General features: G+C 61.2%; 13 protein-coding genes. 5 read left to right on the top strand and 8 right to left on the bottom strand.

Annotated elements, in window-relative coordinates; translation table 11 throughout:
- Positions 1 to 119: 119 nt before the first annotated feature.
- On the bottom strand, positions 120 to 746 hold the full coding sequence (locus V8686_RS17540; protein WP_340696250.1) for a hypothetical protein: 627 nt from the start codon (positions 744 to 746) through the stop codon (positions 120 to 122).
- A gap of 58 nt (positions 747 to 804) precedes the next feature.
- On the opposite strand from V8686_RS17540, the gene V8686_RS17535 reads away from it, so the two are divergent.
- On the top strand, positions 805 to 1,440 hold the full coding sequence (locus V8686_RS17535; RefSeq protein ID WP_340696223.1) for an IS6 family transposase: 636 nt from the start codon (positions 805 to 807) through the stop codon (positions 1,438 to 1,440).
- On the opposite strand, the gene V8686_RS17530 is transcribed toward V8686_RS17535, so the two are convergent.
- The 4 genes from V8686_RS17530 to V8686_RS17515 form a co-directional block, all read right to left on the bottom strand.
- Positions 1,428 to 1,694: a phage NrS-1 polymerase family protein gene (locus V8686_RS17530; RefSeq protein ID WP_340696249.1), complete on the bottom strand. Its 267-nt coding sequence runs from the start codon at positions 1,692 to 1,694 to the stop codon at positions 1,428 to 1,430. The genes V8686_RS17535 and V8686_RS17530 overlap by 13 nt on opposite strands.
- Before the next feature lie 34 nt (positions 1,695 to 1,728).
- Positions 1,729 to 2,526, bottom strand: coding sequence for a hypothetical protein (locus V8686_RS17525; protein ID WP_340696248.1), 798 nt, complete (start codon positions 2,524 to 2,526; stop codon positions 1,729 to 1,731).
- Positions 2,527 to 2,794: 268 nt separating this feature from the next.
- Entirely contained in the window at positions 2,795 to 6,913 is a 4,119-nt protein-coding gene (locus tag V8686_RS17520; protein WP_379706966.1) for an ATP-binding protein, read from the bottom strand.
- 361 nt (positions 6,914 to 7,274) lie between these two features.
- A complete protein-coding gene (locus V8686_RS17515; protein ID WP_340696246.1) occupies positions 7,275 to 7,667 on the bottom strand; it encodes a hypothetical protein in 393 nt (130 codons plus the stop codon).
- 287 nt (positions 7,668 to 7,954) lie between these two features.
- On the opposite strand from V8686_RS17515, the gene V8686_RS17510 reads away from it, so the two are divergent.
- Together V8686_RS17510 and V8686_RS17505 are read left to right on the top strand one after the other, a co-directional pair.
- Positions 7,955 to 8,140, top strand: a complete 186-nt coding sequence (locus V8686_RS17510; protein ID WP_340696245.1) for a hypothetical protein — start codon at positions 7,955 to 7,957, stop codon at positions 8,138 to 8,140.
- 534 nt (positions 8,141 to 8,674) lie between these two features.
- On the top strand, positions 8,675 to 9,016 hold the full coding sequence (locus V8686_RS17505; RefSeq protein WP_379706828.1) for a hypothetical protein: 342 nt from the start codon (positions 8,675 to 8,677) through the stop codon (positions 9,014 to 9,016).
- 53 nt (positions 9,017 to 9,069) lie between these two features.
- Here the strand turns inward: V8686_RS17505 and V8686_RS17500 are convergent, their stop codons facing one another.
- A complete protein-coding gene (locus tag V8686_RS17500; RefSeq protein WP_340696243.1) occupies positions 9,070 to 9,570 on the bottom strand; it encodes a hypothetical protein in 501 nt (166 codons plus the stop codon).
- 229 nt (positions 9,571 to 9,799) lie between these two features.
- Between V8686_RS17500 and V8686_RS17495 the strand changes: the two genes are divergently transcribed.
- Positions 9,800 to 10,297: a metal-dependent hydrolase gene (locus tag V8686_RS17495; RefSeq protein ID WP_340696242.1), complete on the top strand. Its 498-nt coding sequence runs from the start codon at positions 9,800 to 9,802 to the stop codon at positions 10,295 to 10,297.
- Positions 10,298 to 10,305: 8 nt separating this feature from the next.
- Here V8686_RS17495 and V8686_RS17490 read toward each other — a convergent pair whose 3' ends face one another.
- Both V8686_RS17490 and V8686_RS17485 read right to left on the bottom strand, forming a co-directional pair.
- Positions 10,306 to 12,477 carry a hypothetical protein gene (locus tag V8686_RS17490; protein ID WP_340696241.1) on the bottom strand — a complete coding sequence of 724 codons (2,172 nt, stop codon included), beginning with the start codon at positions 12,475 to 12,477 and terminating at the stop codon, positions 10,306 to 10,308.
- A 133-nt stretch (positions 12,478 to 12,610) separates the two neighbouring features.
- Positions 12,611 to 12,994 (bottom strand): hypothetical protein, encoded by a 384-nt coding sequence (locus tag V8686_RS17485; RefSeq protein ID WP_340696240.1) that lies wholly within the window; start codon positions 12,992 to 12,994, stop codon positions 12,611 to 12,613.
- A gap of 159 nt (positions 12,995 to 13,153) precedes the next feature.
- On the opposite strand from V8686_RS17485, the gene V8686_RS17480 reads away from it, so the two are divergent.
- Positions 13,154 to 13,279 (top strand): hypothetical protein, encoded by a 126-nt coding sequence (locus V8686_RS17480; protein ID WP_340696239.1) that lies wholly within the window; start codon positions 13,154 to 13,156, stop codon positions 13,277 to 13,279.
- The last annotated feature ends 4 nt before the right edge of the window (positions 13,280 to 13,283 follow it).

Here is a 13,283-nt window from a genome sequence, read left to right as displayed (position 1 = left end):
GTCGTCAGGACGACCGACTCGTCGCCCGCTCTCGCGATCTCCTCACCCCCTTCGGGAGGATAAATACAGACGGAAGGGCTGGAACGGCCACGGCTGCGGTCTCGGTACAACCGAGGACATCAGGAAAACCACCGACGGAGCCGACGGGACAACCCGATAGATGACTCCGTCTCCGGTTCGGATGAGTCCGCATCAACCTCACGGGTGTCCTCGTCGTTGTCGGGGGGAGTCGGCTCGTGGTCGTCGTCCCCCTGACCGTTCGAGGATATGTTAAAGGATCTCTCAACGTCGTGTCCGATAGGGCGCTCGTTCCAGATTGAGGAATCGTCCTGCCCCCCGTTTCCTACGGCAGCATCGGCTATTCCGCCATCCCTCGGGCGAACACTGTTGTCGGGCTGGTCGATTCCGAGAACGGCCCGATACTGTCGAAGCCGGGCTTCGAGTTCCGCTATACGCTCGCGTTTGGCGTCGAGTTCACGCTGCTGACGCTGTATCTGCGCGGCCAGCCGCCGGGCGTCCTCGACCGCCCCGGCGTCAATCGGTGGCGACTCGCTGGATTGATCCGCCCCAGAGGAGGGAGAGGTGCTGGACTCGTCCGGTGACCGATGTCTGTCGTCGGATCCGGACGAGGTGGACGGTGACGGTGGCGTGTAGTAGTCGTCGACGGTCAGGAGTGTCCGGGCGAGACAGACCGCGCCGTAGGTCGCCCCATTAGCGAAGTGAACCTTGTCCCACTTCCCCCGCATAAGCCCCTCGTGTTCAGATAAGGATTGAAAGGTGAGGCGTAGCGTTTTTTGAGTGCCTATGTCAGAAAACGCTAGCCTCAGCGGTTGTATCGACCGAATCGAGTTAGGTTTTGTGGAACGAGAGGCAACACCGCGGTTGTTGATGAAGCTCAGTATTCAGCTCCATCTTGCTGGACTATCACTTTCGAATACTGTCTCTATTCTTGAGATTTTCGGTGTTGAACGGGCACGATCCACCGTTCACAACTGGGTTCACAAGGCAGATCTACAGCCCGAAGAAGGTCGAAGCCCGGATCACGTTGCGGTTGATGAAACGGTGATCCGGCTCAACGACGAACAGTATTGGCTGTACGCCGCGGTCGATCCGGAGACGAACGAATTACTCCACACAAAGCTTGAACCGACGAGAACGAACGTTATTGCTTACTCGTTCTTTCGCGAATTACGCGAGAAACACGACGTTGACGACGCGGTGTTTCTCGTCGATGGTGCGACACCACTAAACGACGCGTGCCGTCGCCACGGCCTCGATTTCAGATATGAACGTCACGGAAATCGGAACAGCGTCGAACGTGTCTTTCGTGAAGTAAAACGCAGAACTACCAGTTTCTCGAATTGTTTTAGCAACGCCGAAGCAGAAACTGCAAACGAGTGGCTCAGATCGTTCGCCTTCGCATGGAATCAGCTAATCTGAACAGGACCCATAAGCCCCGAGTCGCGGAACAGACGATCCATCCGGTCGGGATCGCCGCCAGTCCAGAACGCCAGGTAGAAGCACAGGCCCATATCGGCCTCCGACTGCGAGGGATATCGGCTGTCCCGCCCGCTCCAGAGCTCCGAGCGGCCGTCGTAGAGCGCCTCGATGACATCACCGCTCTTCGAGTCCATCGCGCACTCCAGCACCGTTTCGTCGTCGAGATCGACGCCAGGACCCGCGATATCGTCCATCGACGTCGGCAATGGTGAGGAAGCGCCGACGGACTCAGTCCGTGCAGGGCGGCCTCGAGACCCGGGTCCTCGATATCAGGGTAGTCCAGTCCGTAGCGGGCGTACAGCCCCGAGTCTGATCCGAGTGCCGTAGCTGTCTCCGAGGTCCCTGTCTCGTCGGCTGTCTCCCCGGCTGCCGGCTCGCCGGCCTGTTGCCCGCGCTCGTCCGCCGACGAGTCGGAACGACCAGCACCCTCGACAGCCGCCTCGAGATCGACTGGCGCCGTCTCCACGTCGGGGGTGACTGGACGTACTCGTAGTGGACTCCGAGCAGCGCATCCTGGCGTCGCTCAAGGGACGTTCGTGTCCCCTCGATGTGGTCGGTCGTGACGGTGAAGAATCGGGCCTCGTCGTACATCTCGACGTCACCACGCCGATTCCGACCCGGCGGGAGTTCGCCCTCGACGATGACGTGAACGCCCCGCCCTGAGGGCGAGACTTCGCTGTAGGAATCCAACCGGTCGACGATGTCCTGGGCCCACGATGCGAGTTCGCCCGTCGTGGGATCCCGACAGTCATCCAGATCCACACCGACGATGGGCGTTGCCGGCGCGAACACGAAGCCGATCCCGTCGGTCCGGACGCGGTCGCTCTCGTGAAACGCAAGTGCGCTCTCAAGATCGCGCCAGTGGCCGGACTCTGTCGCGCTGGCGTTCGGCGTGCCGTTGGTGTGGTAGGGTTTGATGGGAACTTTCGTCGCCTTCCCGTCACGTTCTGTCTCTTGCCAGCAGATCCACTGCTCGAAGTCGGCCAACCTCTCGGGAATCAGACTGACATCGATATCGCTACTCATGATGCTCGTCTCTGGTGGGTGAACCTGTGCCGGTCACGCCCGATTCGAGAGGTCGATAAATCGCCGTGCATCGCTGTGCGCCGGGCCGGGCGGTGGGTGCGTGTCCGTGCGCTCGAAATCGCAAGCCCGTGCGCATCCGGTACAGTTGAGCGAGTTCTCCCCTCCCAAACTACTATTATAGGTATCGAGTCGACTGGCCCAGCACGGATGGAGCGCGGCCGAGAGCAGCTATCGAGCGCACCGTGCGCCCAACAACTAACCCAGATCGTCACCGGTCGACCTCCCCGTCCGTCCGGTCAACCATTCGGACGAGATTCCGCCCCCCGACGAACCGCCACTCCCGGGGATTCTCGAATGCCTGCTCGGAGAGACGTGCATAGTTCTCGATATCTCGATGTGGCACCGTCTGAAGCCGTCCAGTATCGGCCAGAACTCTGATAATCTCGTGCACAACGTCGGTGTGAGGCACCACCCACATCTTCCGGACGCCGTCGAAGCTCGCGAGGTCGTCGTAGTGTTTGATCATCAGCTCGGGACGGATGTTCGTCACCACCTCGGCGATAACCGCCAGTGTCCGCCCGTCACCGTCGCCCGGGAGGAACGCAGCGACATCGAAGATCATCCCGCCGGCCATCGGCTCGTAGTACGTCTCGACCAGCAAGCCCTGATTTCGGAGGTGCCGAGCGGTGTACTCGACGTAGACCTTGTGGACGGTCTTCTCGAACGGGTCACCGTCGTTGCGGCCCGAATAGATCGTCCGATCAACCGCGTCCTGCCCTGCCGGAGTGACATAGTAGTACTTCCGCGTGTTTACCGACTGGAGTTCGAGGTAGCCCATCTCGACGAGTCGGTCCTCGTCGATCTCGCCGTCGACACCGTTCCGGATCGTCGTCATCGACTGGGTGAGGTCGTATCCCTCCAGTTCCCCGTTGATCCCTGCGATGACGTCTCGGAGAAACTGTTGCTCTGCAGGAGTCAGCGAGTATGATTCTCCATTGGTCGGGGGACTCTCCGAGGACGCATCCGCAGCAGCACAGCCATCGTCTGTCGGGGGACCTGCAGCGGAGTCATCGGAAATCCCGGCAGTCGAATCGGACGGAGCCGGCGATGGGGCACGTGGGGCGGTCCCCGCTCCAAGAACGGTGCCGAACTCGTTCGAGGCGCCACCGACCGGACCTCCCACTTGGTCCTCGTTGGAGGAGTCATCACAGCTGTCCGCAGAGTCGTCTCCAGATATCGTCAAATCGGCTGCTGAATCCCGCTCGGTCGTCTCCGAGGACCTCTCGAGATCCGAACGAGGGGAGTTGGCAGTCGGCGGAATCGTCGACGAATCCGACGTAGATTCCGAACGGATCGCCCCACTGTTCAATGGTCCAGTTCCGTACCGCGCGGCTCGCTGTGCGGCGTCCGGCGGGCTGTTCACGCCCGGTACGAGACAGTAGCTGAAACGGGTGCGCGACCACTGGAGTTCATCCGCTTCCTGGTAGGTCATTCCCGCGTCGGGGCTGTGCGTCCCGACGTCGACCGGGTCCTCGCCGTCGCTGTGACCCGATGGGATCGGGAGCGGCTTGAGGGTCACCAGCTCTGGCGTGTCGGTCATGAATCCGGTGTCCGGGAGTTGGGCCAGCCACTCACCCCGGGGGAGGGAGGCGATCCGGTTCGACAGTTCGATCGCGTCAAGTTCCTCGTGGAACAGCGTCGTCGCGAGCTCGTCGTCGATGGCGAGCTTCCCGATCAGCTTGGTGTTGATATTCCGGAGGATCTCCTTGTAGGCCCGCGTATCCAGTGCGTCGCGTTTCACCTGTTCGGGGAAGTGAACGATCAGTTCGAACGCGAGGGCGAACTCGCGAGCATCGGGAATCATCTCATCGCGAACCAGGCTTGCCTGCATGATCGGCGCCGCCTCATCGATGATCAGGTTCACACAGTATCCCTCGTCGGGGGCGGGAACACCCCGGTTCCAGCGCTCGCGAAGGCGAACCCACGACCAGAGGTAGTCCAGCATCAACACGGTGAAGACGTTGCTCGAGGCCGGACGGAACTCGCCCGTATCGACGAGGATGACCTTCGACGAGTCCAGTAGCCGATCCAGGTCGAGTAACATCTGCTCGTCGGCATACTGGCGAGTGTCGTCGTCCCATTCGGGGACGAAATTGAGCATCCGCCAGATGAAGTCCCGCTCTTTGAGCTTGGTAATCCGGTTCAGTACCGCATCGATAGAGGTGGCAAAACGACGTTCGTCCCCGCTGAAGTGCCGCCTGAGTGTGGCGTGAAGCTCGGGGTCGCTCACGTCCGGAATGACCTGTTCGGTCTGCATCCGCGTGGCCGCCCCGAGCAGGTCGCTGATCGCGAAGGCCTCGTCCCCGTACACCGGGTCGAAGAGAGCGACGATGAGATTCGAGAGGATTTCCTGAGCGACGAACGCCTGGTTGTGCTGTTCCTCGCCGAGGACGTACTCGAGAAGTTCGTTGTAGCGGTCGACCTTCTCCTGGACCGCCGCCTCGCGGCTCATCCCGGCCGCCACCTGCGGTCGGATGTCGAAGAACGGGAAGGCTGGAAGCTCACCGTTCGGGCCCGGTACCGGGAGATGGATCACCTCGTCGAGATCGCCGAATCGGCGGAAGTGCGCTCGCTTGTACTCCGTCGCCATACTACCGCCCTTCTTGTCGAAAATGAAGATCGGTCCATTGAGCTCCTCGTAGGCACTCAACCCGTCGTTGACCATCGCGGTCGTCTTCCCGCTCCCCGTCGTCGATGCCCGGAGAACGTGGTGGGTGAGCTGCTCGGCAGTCAGACTGATTGGAATGTTCGGCCGGTCCGGCGTGGCGGTCTCGGCCTCCCCGATACACATTCCGGTGTCGAACTTCGCGAGCAGTTCCTCGTCCGTCGCGGTGAGCGGTGACCGGGCGTCGGGAGACCCGCCGGACGCGCCACGACTGGCCTTCGGAAGGGCCCCCGTATTCGGGACAGTCACGAAGTTGGCGAGTTCGTCGGGGCTGGTGACGATAATCGGATTGGTGTTTCCGAAACGCTCGCGGATCCCTGTCCGGCCGAGACGTGCGCCACAGAGGTCCTCGAACTCGCGATCCACCGCATCGACGGCTTCCCCCTCGACGCCATAGTATGGTCCGCTAAGGGCAGTGAATGCGCCCGTCACACCGTTGATGACGCTAGGCTCGCCACCAGCCCGCAACGAGAGGTCGAACGTGACGGTCGGCTGTTTCAGATCGATCTGCCCCATCCGGCTATGCCGGGTCGAAGGGCCGTCACCGCCGCCCGAGAGGGTTCCACCGATTTGCTCGGGCGTGTCGGGACGGTGACGCTGTCGACGTTCCTCTTCGGAGGTGCCGAACAGCATCGCGCCCGCTTCCTGCCTGAACGCACTCCACATCCCCGTCGTGCCCATCTTCAGGTTTCGCTTGTGGGCCTCCGCCTCTTTCGTCCAGTCGCGCCGGGGAGTGAACACCGCCTGGAACAGGAACGGCTCGTTCGTCTCGGTGGCCTGTTCGAGCAGGACACTCAGCGGCGAGCGGAACGCCTCCTCGATGTCGACGGATACTTCGCTGAACTGCGAGAGCAACGTCATCCAGTCGTTGTTCTTCGTCTCGACGCCGCCCCAGCGAACCATCGCCGGAGGTGTCGGATCATCACCGTCATCGGGACCGGAAACTCGCGCGTCTGGATCGTTCGCACCATCCAAGAGTCCCGGGTCAAATCCCTCCAGATTCGCGAGCTCATCTAGTCCCTCGAACGACTCGAGATCGGCGAGGGTAGCTCGATCGGGCTCGGCGTCGTCGACGAACACAGCACTGGTCGCGAAGGGGACGATCTCGAAGCGGAAGCGTTCGGGATACATCGCCCGGACGTTCGCAGCGAGATGTTCGACTGCCTCGACCTCGTAGGGATGAACGCCGAGATAGAAGTCGAACCGCTGTGTGGCCTCCGGCTTGTGGATCAGGAATTCGAAGGAGTGGTGCGTACTCACGAACGAGAGGCGTCGCTCGACATGGAACGGGAGTGTGCGGCCACTTCCCGCGCGGTAGAGTCCATAGAGTCCTTTGATGACGTGGTCTGGAGTGACCTGTTCACGAGCAGGGGTGATCTTGATGTACGGACGTGGACCCTCACCGTCCGAGTTGTCTCCTGGGTGTTCCTCCGACTCTGACGGCCCCTCTGGATAGGCCGGTTCATCGGCGTTGTCCGTCTCGGGCCCCTGGTGTGAATCTTCCTCGGGCTGTCCCGCCCGCGGCTCTGTATCGTCGGAGGGTTCGCCACCGAGCCGTGTCGAAAGCGCTCGCTGAATATCAGCCTCGTCGATGCTCGGGAACCGCGGGTCGCGAGATGATTCACTCGCACCCGGCCGGTCACTGGTTGAGCGACCGGTCATCGAGTCCGGTCTCCTGTCGGTGAGCGGCGAGACGACCAGCACCCAAGAAGGGCAGATCGATGGCTCGACGGACAATACGACTGGTTGGCGTGAATGGGGTACATGGCTCGAGACGAATGAAGCCCGTCGAGGCGTGGGTCGCGTCCGGTTGCCTTGCGCTCACCATCGGCGAGGATAGCGGGCGACCAAGTGGCCCTCGGACACGAGTTACACATCGATGACGGGGGGTGTGATCGGACGGGGTTTACACTCCGACGACGGGGGGTGGTCGAATGCGGTTTACACTTCGATGATGGGGGGTTGGACGGTAATCGAACCGTTGTCCTTCGGTACCAAATGCGGGGACTGCGCCGCGGAACGATCACCCGGCGATGAACTCGAGCAGGGAGACGAGCGCTCCGAGCCCGAAGTAGGCGATCACCATCGCGCCACCGCCCATCGTGAGTTTCATCCCAGTCTCGGATCGCTGGGAGTTCCGGCGCGCGGTGAGCCAGACGATGAGTCCGAGGACTAGCACTGTCAGGCCGGCGTACTGGAGCGTCGTGTAGACGACGTCGTACAGGTTGGTGAGGATGGTTTCCCAGCCGGCGACCGAGCCGCCACCCCCACCCGTGGGGCCACTAGCCTGAGCGGCAGCAGGACCGACGAACACCAGCAGCGACAGGAATGCCGTGATGAAGATGGTCTCGAAGTCGAGGGCGCGGCGAAGCCGACGGAGCCGGCGGCGGTACATGTCGAGGTCGGAGTCGGTCATAGTGCTCGTCATTGCACACCGGCCGTTCGACTGGTGCCGTAATGTTTGTTTCAAGAATGCGTATTTCGCAATCTTACGCCTCGCGCACGGTTGCGTCGGACGCACAGGTGCGCGTTTATCAGCGTGTGGTGGGGTCTATGTGGGATTGGGGAAACAGTTATGCTTGTTAGCCTCTCGCATAGAGACGAGCAAGTAGTTGCGGTCCCGACTTGTAGCCGACCGATAGTGACCGCCATGACACGACCAGACACATCTGGGACGGCGAACAGCCCCGGGGAGTGCCCGCGATGAGCCGGTACTCAATCCCCGTGAAAGAGAACACGCGCGACCGCCTCCGTGCGTTCAGCAATCGGAATTTGCTCGATCGGAAGTCCTACGACGAGGCTGTGAACGAGCTCCTCGACCAGGTCGAGTTCGCTACCGCCGAGGAACTCAACGAGGAGTACAGGCCAGTCGGGAGGGGAAGAATCTAATCCCGAGATCTCTCGGACTTCCCTTCGCCGGACGTATCGCCCAATTTCCTTTGTTCCTCTACTCGTCGACGAGTGTATTCACCGACGAACCTGTCAGCATTTTCTTGTTTATAGCCCTCCAAGCACCGCTATGGTCACAGTAGAAGTGAGCGACGAGTCGGTTCTACTGAAGTTCCAGGGACGACGTGGACCCACCACGAACAAACTCTCAGTCGAGGAAACCGAGGATCTACTCAGCGAGTTGGAGATGGCACTTGAGACACTTCAAGAAAGCCAAACAGAGGGCTCATAAATTCGAATAATCGTCAAAACTGAATATCCTGGGGTGAACAGGTCCATCGGATGACTCTCCTCACATGTCCTGATTGTGGGGGCACTCAGGAAGTGGTAGTGACCGTGGATACGTACTCTGTGCGATGTGAGTACTGCGGTAATGAGTTCGACATCCCCCGTAAGTACCGAAAAAACAAGCGAGAGGTCAAGGAATACACCTCTCGGGTCAATATCCGTGTGGGCTATCGCAATCGGGATGAAATGCTCGATGTCGCTTGGACCGTCCAGTCTGCTGAGAAGCACAATCAGTATCTCAAGCGCGAGACAGTCAGCGTCGATATCGCCGGTCATCCGCCGAAGACGTACTGGTACGTTGCCCTTTTCAAAATGCTCCAGCACGTCAACGAGTACAAATCAGCCCGGATCTGGGTGAAACACAACACGGTCGTCGAACACCTCGCTGGCGAGTTCACCACCGCCCCCGACGACCCGCGAACACCGCTGGTTACGTCGATTACCGATCTGTGTGGTACGAAGTTCTTCGGCTACGAGTTCGGAACGACGGATTCAGTTGGCCAAGACATCAAGTCGATGCTCGCGTAGAGATGACCCCGATATCCAGGTCAAGATAGTATCCTCAGTCGCAGAGGCGGAAATCACAGTCCAAAAACGGCAGCAAACACTATGAATAGCAGTCCACCCATCGACACGCCGATCATCGCGAGTCCCCACGTGATTCCGCGGTAGCCTCGGGTCCACGTCCGACCTCGCGGCGTCCCCGCTGCCCATAGTGCGGCACCCAACGAAAAGCACGCGAGGCCGACGTACGATAGCATCCCCGAGGCGGCCTGAGCGATTGGGAGCAACCCGCTGCTGCCGACACTCCCATATGGCCATCCAGGTGGGAGGAACCCGGAGCTACCCATCACGAACGCGACGAGGTCGTAGAACGCGGAGAGGCCGATAATCGCGACCAAGGCTGCAGCCGAGCCAGTGATCATCCCACGATACCGAACCGCCCTACGGGAGTTCGACCTCGCGGTGAAATAGCCAATGAGCCCGATGACCAGCAAGGTCAGCGAGAGGTACCGGGCAGTAACCTCGGCGACCGTGAACAGCCTGAACGCGGGATCAACGAGGTCAGCAACCGACGGCATCTGAGAGAAGAAAGTAGACTGAAAGCAAGTACTCTTACAGAGTGCGCGATGCGCACAGTTGCGGCGTGCCGCGAGCCGAGGGGAATCAACCAGGGGCTATCACTACAGAGCTACGGCCGATGTGGGATTTTCATGGGGACAGCCCCTCAGACGCCGAGAACGACTATAATGGAGTCACCCGATTCGAGCAATAGAGGTGCCCCCGATCAGGAGTGGCATCGACCGTACTATGCACAGGGATGGACACCGAGGAATCGCGCTCCTGTTTATGCTCCCACTGACAGGACTGTTCGGAATCGTCGGCTTCGCCATGACGGTAGTCGCAGTAGCGGTCTGTCGCCTTCCAGATCTCGACCACGACCACGATTGGCTCTCCCACCGCGGGCCGACGCACACCGTCTGGTTCGCGCTGGGTGTCGGCGCGGTCGCCTGCGCAGGGCTCTACGTCGGCCTGCTGGCAGCGCCGGTCGTCCTCCCTGCTTGGCCGATTGCGGTACTCGCCGGGACGACGGTGTTCCTCGGGGTTATCTCACATTTGCTGGCGGATGCGCTGACCGTCGGTCGCGGTGATCACACAGTTCGTCCCTTCCGACCACTTTCCCCGCTTCCGCTTCGGTTCGGACTGTTCAGGGCCGACTCCAGGGGCTGGAACGCAGGGTTCCTGATCGGAGGAATCGTCGGTCAAGTGCTCGCCCTGGGCTGGTTTTATTTCCCGGGGATCCCTTGAAGTTCGCACTACCGCCTACCCGCCGGCCGCTGCCGCATGAATCGCATCCACAGCAACGCGAAGATCCCGAAGACCAGCCACTCCACGAAGATGACCGCGTTCGAGATAGCTGCGCTCAGGTAGCCGAGAACTCCGGTCGCCCCACCGAACGCCGTCTGTGACACGTCATATCCGTGGGCGTCGAGATAGTAGGTCGGACGCGAATCGCGCCAGTGGTCACCAGCGAAATGCGCTCGGACGATCGTCCCTGTCACGTCGACGGTCGCCCGACCATCCGCGCCAGTTGTGACGCTGTCTACGGCTGCCCCGTCGAAAGTGATGGTACGCCTGGGAAGCGGGAGGCCGGTCGCACTCGTGAGGAACACCTCGGCTGTCCCCGCAGACTGGTTGACAGTGACGGTGAGCTCGGATTCCTGATAGCGGGTCACACTCACCGACGTATCCACAGGAAGCCCCCACACGTCACTTGCTTCCGCCGTGACCGATTCGCCGGTCACCTGGTCGGTGCTCTTCAGGACCCCGGCGAACTGGTCGTAGAGGTACGTCGGTTTCGTGTTCTGCGTCGCGACGATCGAACTCGGGAGCGGCGTCGCCGGAACGGACCGATTCCGGGCGACATACGTTCGGTTCCACCAGATGTGCTGGTCGGCAGGCTGGTCGGCGAGTACGCTCACGTTCGCCGGACTCATCCGATAGTGAAGCATCGCCGGATACGTGCCCCGATAGGAGTGTGACGCCTCGACAGCGGTCGTGCCGCCGCTCGTTCGCTCTTCGACGTGGGTGTTCCGCGAGACCGAATAAAACCGCCACGGAGCGGTCACGTACATCTTCTTCTCGCCGATCTGTACCTCGACGTCCTCCCACGCCGCGGCGCCGGCGGCCAGGCCCTGTTCACCGGTCCAGTTGACCGAGACCACGTCCCGACCAGGCCGGTCGTACACCTGGACGTCCACCGAAAGGTCATCGCTGTTGACCGTCTCGATAGGGACGGTGTACTGGAGTTCGACCGTTCGGTTGGTGATCCGGATGGAGTCCCACTCCGAACAGCGGGCGCTCGACACGCCGTAGTGTGTTTCTAGTTCGGTTTCGATGCGGAGCGTCGCCGTAAGGTCGTACCTCCCCGGCGGGAGCCGACGCGGAGCCGAGCTAGTGAGATTGACCGTCGTCCACATTCCCGGGCGAGCGTAGTCTAGGCTGATGTTCCCGGCGGTGACGTTCACCACCTCTGCATCCGAATCGAGTAGCCGGTAGTCGGCCCATCGAGTAAGCGAGTAGGTGTTGTTCCCGATAGTACAGGACCCGCTTTCGCTGTAGTCCGACGGTACGTCGATCCGGTAGTCCCACGGAATGTAGGTGGACAGCTGCCAGCTCGGGGTGACGTATCGACCGTCGTGCCACACGCCAGGGATGACGTCGATGTTTCCCACGTAGGCATCCCGGACTAGCTCGTGAGAGCCGGGACGCCACTGGAGGCCGACGCTCGCGCCGTCCGTCGTCGGAAACACTTCGCTCCCGTTGCGGGTCGGGACCGAGGACGTACTTCGAGCGGCTGCCGAACTGGGTGCCATCGCAGAGTGCTGGAGGAGACCTTCAACGATCTGGATTTTTCGGTCGATCACCGTGCTGTAGTACGACGAGAGGACGAGCGCCTCGTCCGGGTTGGTGACGGTGAGGTTGCCGTCGATGCGCTCGATCTCGGCGTTGTACACCGGATTCCACCAGCCGTTTGGGTGGCGGACCTCGACCGTATAGCGACCGTCGGTACTCGTCGCTCGGGAAGGGTCAGCTGAGTAGAGCGGAAGGATTCGGAACTCGGTGTTCCACCAGTCCGTGAGCGGCGTCCAGCGGTCGCGATAGGGAACCTGAACGAAACCGTGCAGTCCGCTCTGGTACATATCGGATTCGTTCGCGATGACCAGAGCATCCCGCGACTGAATATTCGAGTCCCACAGCTGGACTGGCTGGGTGACGACCGTCCTGTTGACGGCCGTGATGCTTCCGTTGTCTGCGTACTCGTAGACGCCGACGGTCTGAGAACTGCGGCCGGGGTCGGGATCGTTGCTCGCGAGGACCCGGAACGTGTCGTCGTAGTGCTTCTCGACACCTGGCTCGGGATTGGGAATGACGAGCGCCCCTGCGGCAGCACCGATGACCGCGCTCGAGACGATGATGAGTACCATCCCCAGAACGGCTACGGGAAGGGTGATCAGACGGCCTCGAATCGGATCGACGAGAGCTTGACTTCGGCTGCGGAGACGCGGCCACAGCGAAGCTATCGTCGATAGAGACGTATCACGCACTCGATTGCGACGCCTATCCGAGGACATACTGCAGGAGGTCGACGAAGGTCCCGAACGCGGTCCCGACGACGAACAGGCCACCGCCGGAGAAAGCCATCCGTCGCCCCCACGCTCGACGGTATCCGCTATGGCTTCCCAGCCACGCCATCATCCCAAGAACCAGCAGGACGAGGCCGGCCATGGAGAACACGGTGTCCGTCCACGCCGGAAAGTCCAGCATCGAACCGAAATCAACCGCAGCGAGGACGAACGCAGAGAACGAATGCTTACTGAAGGGGATCCAGTCCTCGATCGGGAGAGTGAGCGGCCCCGCGACCGGGAGAAGGAAATCCTGGGTAGTCGCGACGAACCGAGTGGCGAACGCCGGGATGGTGAGGAGCAGGGGGAGCGGTGACATGATACTGCTGTTTGGAGCGACGCAGAACCGCCCCAAAAGTTCGCTCAGAATGCGGAAATTGCAGTGTTGCGGCTGACGCAACCGTGCGCCCGACGCAGTGTTACGCGTTACGCATTATTGAAATAAACAAATGCTCGTCCCACCGACCACTGGGGTGTGATGCAACCACAGTCCATCCTCCGAACGGACGTCGTACTGGTGACGCCGTTCGGAACCCTGCTCTCGGTGACTCCAGATTTCGATCTGCCGCGTCCCGCCGTGGTTCTCGACGAGAGTGCCAGCTGAACCG

Source organism: Haloplanus litoreus, from assembly GCF_045690335.1.
In the GTDB taxonomy this organism is placed as follows: domain Archaea; phylum Halobacteriota; class Halobacteria; order Halobacteriales; family Haloferacaceae; genus Haloplanus; species Haloplanus litoreus.
This window is presented reverse-complemented; position numbering and strand designations above follow the sequence as displayed.

Bases quoted from the DNA above. Each gene is read 5' to 3' on its own strand.
- V8686_RS17500 (WP_340696243.1), bottom strand. From the start codon at position 9,570: ATGCCGTCGGTTGCTGACCTCGTTGATCCCGCGTTCAGGCTGTTCACG.
- V8686_RS17535 (WP_340696223.1), top strand. From the start codon at position 805: ATGTCAGAAAACGCTAGCCTCAGCGGTTGTATCGACCGAATCGAGTTA.
- V8686_RS17490 (WP_340696241.1), bottom strand. From the start codon at position 12,477: ATGGTACTCATCATCGTCTCGAGCGCGGTCATCGGTGCTGCCGCAGGG.
- V8686_RS17520 (WP_379706966.1), bottom strand. From the start codon at position 6,913: ATGACCGGTCGCTCAACCAGTGACCGGCCGGGTGCGAGTGAATCATCT.
- V8686_RS17530 (WP_340696249.1), bottom strand. From the start codon at position 1,694: ATGGACGATATCGCGGGTCCTGGCGTCGATCTCGACGACGAAACGGTG.
- V8686_RS17480 (WP_340696239.1), top strand. From the start codon at position 13,154: ATGCAACCACAGTCCATCCTCCGAACGGACGTCGTACTGGTGACGCCG.
- V8686_RS17515 (WP_340696246.1), bottom strand. From the start codon at position 7,667: ATGACCGACTCCGACCTCGACATGTACCGCCGCCGGCTCCGTCGGCTT.
- V8686_RS17505 (WP_379706828.1), top strand. From the start codon at position 8,675: ATGCTCGATGTCGCTTGGACCGTCCAGTCTGCTGAGAAGCACAATCAG.
- V8686_RS17485 (WP_340696240.1), bottom strand. From the start codon at position 12,994: ATGTCACCGCTCCCCCTGCTCCTCACCATCCCGGCGTTCGCCACTCGG.
- V8686_RS17495 (WP_340696242.1), top strand. From the start codon at position 9,800: ATGCACAGGGATGGACACCGAGGAATCGCGCTCCTGTTTATGCTCCCA.
- V8686_RS17540 (WP_340696250.1), bottom strand. From the start codon at position 746: ATGCGGGGGAAGTGGGACAAGGTTCACTTCGCTAATGGGGCGACCTAC.
- V8686_RS17510 (WP_340696245.1), top strand. From the start codon at position 7,955: ATGAGCCGGTACTCAATCCCCGTGAAAGAGAACACGCGCGACCGCCTC.
- V8686_RS17525 (WP_340696248.1), bottom strand. From the start codon at position 2,526: ATGAGTAGCGATATCGATGTCAGTCTGATTCCCGAGAGGTTGGCCGAC.